The sequence below is a fragment of the Stieleria sp. genome, assembly GCF_041595215.1.
GTDB classification, from domain to species: Bacteria; Planctomycetota; Planctomycetia; order Pirellulales; family Pirellulaceae; genus Stieleria; species Stieleria magnilauensis.
On sequence record NZ_JBFHKV010000307.1, the window covers coordinates 1 to 8,275 of the forward strand.

Here is an 8,275-nt window from a genome sequence, read left to right on the forward strand (position 1 = left end):
CAAACGAATATCAGCCGTTTGGCGCGAGCCTACGGGCCCTGCGCTGGTCAAAACTTTGTCGATTGAGCGGTATTGGGCGCGAGCCCTCCGGTCCGTCAGCGCGTTTTCAACGCCAAAACCGGACGGCTCGCGCCGTTCCGCTAACACCAGCAGGCAACGCTGTGAAGCAGTTGTTAGCCGCAGGGCGCGAGCCCTCCGGTCCGTCAACGCGTTTTCAACGCCAAAACCGGACGGCTCGCGCCGTTCCGCTAACACCAGCAGTGCCAGCGTCGCTGGCATGCCCCCGACGGACGTCAAATCATTGACATCACCTTCCGCATCCGTCATTATAGACATGCCGACTTAATTGTGGCGTGAGTTTCAAATTCTGTTTCTTTCGAACTCGGGGGCAAGCATGGCAACCGCAACGACGCTCGTTCTGTTACTGCTGGGGTGTCAGGTTTCAGACGCTGGAAAAGTCGCGAGCGTGAGCGACAGTGCGGACGAACGATTGGCTTACATGCAGAAGACGGGCTCGTCGTACCAGGTGACCGTTGGAGAAAAATCGAGCCGACAACCCGTGACGTTTCGCAGCAAGCCTGTGCTGCGATTCACCAACCCGGTCAGCGGCGTCGTTGACGGCGGGTTGTTCGTTTGGGAAGACAACGAAAAACGCCCCGTCGCTGCGGCGCAGATTTTTATCATTCCGCAAACCGATGATGTCTGGTTGCACGAATTCCAATCCCTTTCCACACGACCGTTGAGGTTTGAATACAACGGCCGTGCGGCGTGGGCGCCCGCCGAGGCCGGCGTCAGCTTCAAGCCGATTCCCGCCGCGGCAAAGCCCGCGGCGAGTGAGCCGGCACGTCTGCTGCAAATGCGCCAACTCGTCCGTCGCTTCTCGGCAAGCGATGATTTCGAAGGCGGTGACGAGGACCGGTTGCGGCTGATGACGACACCGATCGCACGCTACCGGGACCAGACGACGATCGACGGCGCCGTGTTCGTGTTCGCCCACGGCACCGACCCGGAATTGTTCGTGATCATCGAAGCACGCCCGCCGCAGGACGACCAGACAGCGACATCGGAAGCCACATGGCACGTGGCGTTGGCCCCCATGACCTCTTACGCCCTGCAGGCCCATTTGGACGGAAAGCCCTACTGGAGCGTTCCTCGGCGCCAAGAGCCGATTCCCGTGACCGCAACGTTCAAAAACTTCGTCTTCCCACCGAAGCACTGAGCGGCAATCCATTTGCGGACGGTTGCTCGATCGAAAGCAACGGTCTGATTGCCTGCGGCCGGCTTAACCTGCCGAGTTGTACTGCGGCGGGGGACTGGCGATGTCGATGACTTCGGCCACCGGCAGGACGAAGATTTTTCCGTCGCCGATCTGGCCCCTCGACCCGGTCAATGCGTTGCGGCTGATCACGTTGATCACCGTTTCCAATTCGTCCTCGTGCACCAACACTTCCACCGCGACCTTGCGCAACAAGTCGACCTTGTATTCGTTGCCGCGGAACAGTGCGGATTTTCCATGTTGGCGGCCATAGCCCATCGCATCACAGACGGTGATGTCATCCAACTGCAATTCGCGCAAGGCGTCACGCACGGTGGAGAGTTTGGTGGGTTGGATGATCGCGACGACGACTCGCATGATGAAACCACTCAGCGGTGTATTCTAGATCGTTGGTGAACGATTCAGCGGGACGGGGAAGGGGCGTCGGGACGCACGTCACACTCTACCACGACCGGCTGCTTTCGCCGAGCCGATTCGGCCAGAGCGTCCAAGACCGTTTGAGTTCGTAACGCCAACTGATTGAATTCGTCCAGTGGCTGCTGGCCGATCAGCGCCTGGATCATCCGTTGTTCTTGACGATCGGACGATTCGTGAGACTGAACCTCGCCGTTGGCGTCATGCACCCAAAACCGAGTCGGTCGTTCCGCCCAAGGCCGTGTGAAGTCGTCGCAGATGACCGACGCGTCACTGCCGGCAACTTCAAACCACTTTCGGGTCGCCGTATCGTAGCCGCATGAAAAGCTGGCCGTCAGATCATCGTCAAACCAAAGCATGGCATTGGTGCGCAGCGGCACACCGTTCTCTTCGATGCAATCGGCAAAAACGCGGTGGGGGCTGCGACCGGCAAAGTAACACGCCAGACCCGCGGTGTACCAACCGAGGTCCAACAAGCAGCCGCCGCCCAGCGCGGGATCCAAGCGATGCTCCCCGGATTGAAAGGGTCGATAAAACGAGACCGCGGCGGTGATGTGTCCCAACCGTCCCAGTCGCCCGCCGCTGGCGAGCGCCCGCATCTCTGCGGTGCGTCGATGGTGCAGCCAGCCGGTTGCGTCCAGCCAGCGGACGCCGTATCGCTCGCACGCTTGGGCGATCTGTTGGGCTTGGTCGGCCGAGGTCGCCAAGGGTTTTTCGCACAGGATGTGCTTGCCGGCCTCCGCCGCTCGCACGCACCACTCGGAGTGCAAAGACGGTGGCAGGGACAAGTAAACGGCATCGATGTCGTCGCGGTCGAGCAACGCTTGATAACCCTCAACTGCCGCGGGGATGCCGTATTGCGAGGCAAACCAATCCGCCCGCTCTTGCGATCGACTGGCGATCGCAGTGACGGACACCGCATCGGTCGATTGCAGATCGGCAACCAAACGACGCGTGATTCGGCCCGTGCCCATCACGCCGAAACGGGTGGGAGCGGAGTCGGTGGGAGAAGCAGTCATCGAGACTTGGAATCCGGGGTGGGATGGTTGGCGTTAGACGAGTGCGTTTACACGAGGGTGTCTAAACAGGGACGGGGATGCCGCGCAGCAGTTCCGCCATCAGCTGTTCAACGGTGTCACGGCTGGAATTGGCAGAGAAGTCATCGACGAGCACGCGGTGGGAAAGCGTGGTCACGGCTAGCGATTTGACGTCATCGGGCGTGACAAAGTCGCGTTGCTCGGTCACCGCGCGGGCCTGGCAACCGCGGTAAAAACTGAGCGCCGCACGGGTGCTGACCCCCAATCGAAACACGTCGGTTGTCCGCGTCAGTGCGACGATTTCCAGCAGGTAGTCTTGCAGCGATTCGTCGACACGCACCGAACGGACGGCCGCTTGCGCCGACACCACCTCGTCCGCCGTCACGACGCTCTTGATCGAATCGACGGGTTCGCCGGTGCGATGCGATTGCAACACCATGCGCTCACTGTCACGCTCGGGATAACCGATGCTCGTCCGCATCAAAAACCGATCCATCTGACTTTCCGGCAACACGTACGTGCCTTCGAATTCAAACGGGTTCTGGGTCGCGACGACGATAAACGGTTTCGGCAGGGGGTACGTGGTACCGTCCGCGGAGACTTGTCCGTCACTCATCGCTTCGAGCAACGCCGATTGGGTCCTCGGTGGGGCGCGATTGATTTCGTCAGCCAGGACCACGTTGGAAAAAATTGGCCCCCGGGTGAATTGAAATTCACGGGTATCGCTGCGATAAATCGAGCTGCCGGTGATGTCGCTGGGCAACAGGTCCGGGGTGAACTGAATTCGGCTGAATTCGGTATCAATACTGCCCGCCAACGCCTTGGCGGCGAGCGTTTTACCCACGCCGGGGACGTCCTCGAGCAGCAGGTGTTCCCCGGCCAGTAACGTCAACACGATCGAGCGAACCGCCTCGTTTTTCCCCAGAATGACCGTTTCCATGTTTTCCCGCAGCCGTCGAGCGGTCTCGTAAGCATGCTGCATCATCGATAAAACAAGATCGGGGAAGGGACGGCGAATCAGTGGTCGCCCATATTAACCCAGGTGTGACCGGTGGCGGAACCCACGGCCGAGAACGCTGCTGCCGAAATGATTTTTGGAGAAAAGAGCCCATGGCGGAGTCAATTGAACAGGCCCCGAACGAAAATCGCGACGATTCATCGACCGAACCCGATCGGCCCGTCGATGTGCCTGCGACCAGAAAGCCGAAATTGGTCAACGCTGCAATCGCGTTCGCCCTGGCCGTCGTGATCACGGCCGTCGCGCAATACTTTGCACCGTCGTTCGATCACCAGAACGCCAACTTGATCGGATTGGCCTGTCTGTCGCTCGCCTCGCTGTACGTTTTGTTTAGTTTCCATCGATTGGAAAGCTGGTCCGGTCACCGCTGGCGAGTCCCAACCCTGACGGTGGCCGCTGTCGCGGTTTTTTGGACGACGTTTCAATTCGATGGTTTTAGCGGCGAAATGCTTCCGCTGTTTCGCTGGCGGTTCGCCCGCGAGTCGCCACACGAATTGAGATCGGTCACGCCCGGCGCCGTCGACGTGGGCCAAACACAGAACGAGCCCCCGGCGTCCGAAACGCCGACCGAGACACCGATCACCGTCGCTGCGTCGCCCCAATTTTTGGGACCGAATCGCAACGGCGTCTATCCCGAACGCAGATTCGCCACGCCGACGTCCGAATCCCAGGTCGACGTCTTGTGGGACCAGGGAATCGGTGAAGGCTGGTCCTCCTTCGCGGTGGTCGGCGAGGATGCAATCACGCTGGAACAACGCGACGACCAGGAATGCTTGACGTGCTATCGGCTGTCCGACGGAGAGCTGGTTTGGATGCTGCAACACGCCGGGCGCCATGAGAACCCGCTCGGCGGGATCGGCCCTCGTTCGACCCCGACGATCGTGGGCGATCGAGTCTACGCGACCACGGCAACCGGGTTCTTGTGGTGCGTGGATCGATCGACCGGAGCGGTGCACTGGACCGCCAACCTGTTGGAACTGGCCGGCTGGGACGACCAAACGGCATTCGAGACCGCCGCACCCTGGGGCTATGCCTGCTCGCCGTTGCTGGTCGACGGCTTGTGTGTCACCAGCCTCGGCGGCCCCGGCGTTGATCAGCCGGTCCGATCGCTGGTGGCACTGGACGCCGAAACTGGAAATGTGGTCTGGCAGGCCGGTGACGACCAACTCAGTTACGCGTCACCGATCGTGGCGACACTCGACGGCGAACGCCAAATCGTTTCGGTCAACGAGAAAACCGTCAGCGGACATCAGATTCACGACGGATCGGTGCTGTGGACCTTTTCATGGCCCGGCTCGACCAACACCAGCGCGAATTGTTCGTCGGCGGTGACCGTCAGAGAAAACCGCGTCTTGGTCGGAAAAGGCTACGGCGGCGGCAGTGCGCTCGTCAGCGTGACCAAGGACAGTACCGGCTGGACGACGTCGGACGTGTGGCGAAGCAACCGTGTGCTGAAAACCAAGTTCAATCACACCTGTGTCGTCGGCGATGTCGGTTACGCCATCGGCAACGGCTCGCTGCAGGCGGTCAACTTGGAGGACGCGACGACGTTTTGGACGCAACCGAGACGAAGCCGCACCGGGCAGGGACAAGCCGTGCTGGCCGGTGACGTGTTGGTCGTCCAGGACGAAACGGGTGACCTGGTGTTCGTCGACGCGTCCATCGATGACTATCACGAATTGTTTCGCATGCCCGCACTGGACTCAAAGACCTGGAACATTCCCACCGTCGCGGGCCGCCACGTGCTGGTCCGAAACGACCGCCAAGCGATTTGTTTCCAATTGCCGGAGAAATGAAAAGTAACGGCAGCTTTCAGTTTGCGATTCGACCTGCCATCGCAAGCTGGAAGCTTACGCCACTGGGGTCCAGCCATGACGTCACCAACCGCATCTGCCGTCTCGTCGACGCCCTGGCTGTTTAGCCGGTCGGTCGACCTGATGACCTTCGGTGGCAGTGCGCTGCTGGCCCTGGCAATGCTCGGCGTCGGGGGTGTGTTTGGCTGGCTGCACCAAGACACGCCCAGCTGGACCTGGGTGGTCGCGATCCTGTTGATCGATGTCGCCCATGTTTACGCGACAGGCTTTCGCGTCTATTTCGATCGCGCCGAACTGGCACGACGTCCATGGTTGTACGCGTTGACGCCGGGATTCGCGTTTGCCATCAGCTGGGCGCTGTACAGCGAAAGTGTCGATGTGTTTTGGCGATGCCTGGCCTATTTGGCGGTGTTTCACTTCATCCGCCAACAATACGGCTGGGTGGCACTGTACCGCAACAAAGCCGGCGAAACGAATCGCTGGGGCCGCTGGATCGACACCGCAGCGATCTACTTGGCGACCGTGTACCCGCTGGTCTATTGGCACTGTCACTTGCCCCGAGAATTCTGGTGGTTTCGCCCCGATGACTTCGCGTCGTTTTCGCTGGACTGGTCGGCCTATCTGGCACCGTTCTACTGGTCCGCGATGGCGGCGTATTTCATCAAAGCGATCGGGTTGGCGGTGACGAAACGTCAATTCAACCCGGGCAAAGATCTGGTCGTGGCGACGACGGCATTGTGTTGGTACCTGGGAATCATCACGTTCAATTCTGATTACGCCTTCACCGTGACCAACGTGATCATCCACGGGATTCCCTACATGGTGCTGGTCTACTGGTACCACCAATCATCCACACCAACGCAATCGCGACCGCTGCCGTCGGTGGCGATGCGATTGTCGCGGTTCATCGGATTGATTTGGATCTTGGCCTACGTCGAAGAATTGGTCTGGGACCGCGGCGTTTGGCACGAGCGGTCCTGGTTGTTCGGCGCGCCGTGGAACCTGGATTCGGTCGAGACGATTCTGGTGCCGTTGCTGGCCGTTCCGCAGATCACACACTACGTACTGGACGGCTTCATTTGGAAGCGGCGAACGAGCAGGAAGTTCGCGACGTTGGCGAGCCCGACCGGGGCCGGCTGAATCCGCCACAGGCCCTACAGCGTTTCGGTGCTCGCCCAGGACGTCGGCAATCCGTCGATCGTTTGACGCAGGATCGCAAGGATGGACGCACGGTCGTCCGAACTCAAGTGGCGATACTCGTCGGAATCGTCTTGCCCGCTCAACACCCGCCACAGCCGTTCATAGACCTTCGCTTGCAGTTGCTCATCGAGCGCCGAAAATGCCGGGGAATAGATCGTGTAGCTGCAGGGAAAACGGAACAGACGCTTCTTCAGATCGAACTGTCGTAATGATTTTCCGTCAGCGGTCGTCGGGCCTTTGGCGACAAAGTCCTGCTGAAACCGATCAGAACCCTTGATCTCCGATTCCAACCTCGCTTCATCAACAAACAACAGATGGTCGACGACCAACTTGGCCGATTCATCGATCACCGTGTCCAACTGCGCCCGTTGGCCCGGTGAATCCGTCGACGTGTAGCGTGCCCGCCGCACGGCATAGTTCGCGTCGGTCAAACGATTGTGCATCTCCACCTGATGCTCCAAGACCATCAAGGCCACGATATCGCTGCCGGCGACGGGCCACCGTGAAAGGTCAAACTGGCGGCGAAGGGTGTCCGCGTTCGACTCGCCCAGCGAAACGAGTTCCTCGCCATCGAGAAACGCGTTGCCCATGTGTTTCATCGATCCGTGGTGGCCGGTCACGTACCAACCGCCCCAGCGTTCTTCGAGGGGACTGGTGTGGTCGGTCACGTACGTCTCGAGCAACAAATTAATCTTGCCATTGCTACGTGCCATCACACTCTGAACCGTGTGCACGGGGATCTTGCCGTGATCGACCGTTTTTTCATGGCAGCCCAAGCAGCGAAAGTTTTCCCGCCGCATGTACGGTCGTCGCGGAGTCATCTGGATCGTGTAGTAAACGGCACCGAGGTTGGGGTCGGCCACCGAGATCTCCAACAACGAACTGCCGCGAACCCAACCGACGTACACTTCATCCCCAAAGTAAATCGCTCGGGGGTTGGTCGGTGAAATCCGCCCGGTCTGTAAACTGGTCTTGGAAAAGACGAGTGCTTGGGACGAAATCGGAACGTCCAACTCGCTGAGGATCGATCGCAGGTAGCCGTACCCGTCTTCATAGACCAATTCCAGCTCCCCCGAATCCACTTTGTCGATCATCGCCGTGACGCGATTGTTCCCCTTGGTTTCGGTGTAATTGATCGGCGCTTCGTCCAGACGTGTTTGGGCATGGCACAGCGGCTGGGCGGCCACGAGCAACACGAAAGCGAGAAACCGCAGCTTGATGAGGTCATGCATCGGAGGTGGGATCGATTTGGACCGAAAGGGCGGGTGGGACGGCAAACCAGGGCGAGTTCACGAGCGAGTCTACGCCCCTTGGTGGGCACTCGCCAGTCTATCTTAGCGACACATCGAATGTGCGCGGACGGAAAAGGCGGCGATCACTTGGACGGGAAGCGTCCTGGAGATTCGGGGGTCGCGCACACCGGATCGGTGTGCAGATAGAGGGGTCAAAACATTGATGAATCAAAAAGATAGGAAACCTCGACGAATCCGGGCGTCACCACCCCATTTTTTGACCA

At 59.8% G+C, this 8,275-nt stretch carries 8 protein-coding genes; 3 read left to right on the forward strand and 5 right to left on the reverse strand.

Annotated features, from left to right (window positions below; translation table 11 throughout):
• Positions 1 to 327 (reverse strand): hypothetical protein (locus ABX749_RS13605; protein WP_372896456.1); only part of this gene is annotated, 327 nt, incomplete at its 3' end.
• Positions 328 to 394: 67 nt separating this feature from the next.
• Here ABX749_RS13605 and ABX749_RS13610 point away from each other — a divergent pair.
• Positions 395 to 1,219 (forward strand): hypothetical protein, encoded by an 825-nt coding sequence (locus tag ABX749_RS13610; protein WP_372896457.1) that lies wholly within the window; start codon positions 395 to 397, stop codon positions 1,217 to 1,219.
• Between the two features lie 63 nt (positions 1,220 to 1,282).
• Here the strand turns inward: ABX749_RS13610 and ABX749_RS13615 are convergent, their stop codons facing one another.
• The 3 genes from ABX749_RS13615 to ABX749_RS13625 form a co-directional block, all read right to left on the reverse strand.
• Entirely contained in the window at positions 1,283 to 1,633 is a 351-nt protein-coding gene (locus ABX749_RS13615; protein WP_145217528.1) for a P-II family nitrogen regulator, read from the reverse strand.
• Between the two features lie 44 nt (positions 1,634 to 1,677).
• Complete coding sequence (locus ABX749_RS13620) at positions 1,678 to 2,709, reverse strand: Gfo/Idh/MocA family protein (RefSeq protein ID WP_372896458.1); 1,032 nt, start codon at positions 2,707 to 2,709, stop codon at positions 1,678 to 1,680.
• 61 nt (positions 2,710 to 2,770) lie between these two features.
• The gene (locus ABX749_RS13625) at positions 2,771 to 3,667 is read right to left on the reverse strand and encodes an AAA family ATPase (RefSeq protein WP_145223037.1); all 897 of its coding nucleotides are present in this window, start codon (positions 3,665 to 3,667) and stop codon (positions 2,771 to 2,773) included.
• Between the two features lie 170 nt (positions 3,668 to 3,837).
• Between ABX749_RS13625 and ABX749_RS13630 the strand changes: the two genes are divergently transcribed.
• Both ABX749_RS13630 and ABX749_RS13635 read left to right on the forward strand, forming a co-directional pair.
• Complete coding sequence (locus tag ABX749_RS13630; RefSeq protein WP_372896459.1) at positions 3,838 to 5,541, forward strand: PQQ-binding-like beta-propeller repeat protein; 1,704 nt, start codon at positions 3,838 to 3,840, stop codon at positions 5,539 to 5,541.
• A gap of 75 nt (positions 5,542 to 5,616) precedes the next feature.
• On the forward strand, positions 5,617 to 6,699 hold the full coding sequence (locus ABX749_RS13635) for a hypothetical protein (RefSeq protein WP_372896460.1): 1,083 nt from the start codon (positions 5,617 to 5,619) through the stop codon (positions 6,697 to 6,699).
• A gap of 14 nt (positions 6,700 to 6,713) precedes the next feature.
• Here ABX749_RS13635 and ABX749_RS13640 read toward each other — a convergent pair whose 3' ends face one another.
• Positions 6,714 to 7,991, reverse strand: a complete 1,278-nt coding sequence (locus tag ABX749_RS13640) for a hypothetical protein (protein ID WP_372896461.1) — start codon at positions 7,989 to 7,991, stop codon at positions 6,714 to 6,716.
• Positions 7,992 to 8,275 lie beyond the last annotated feature (284 nt).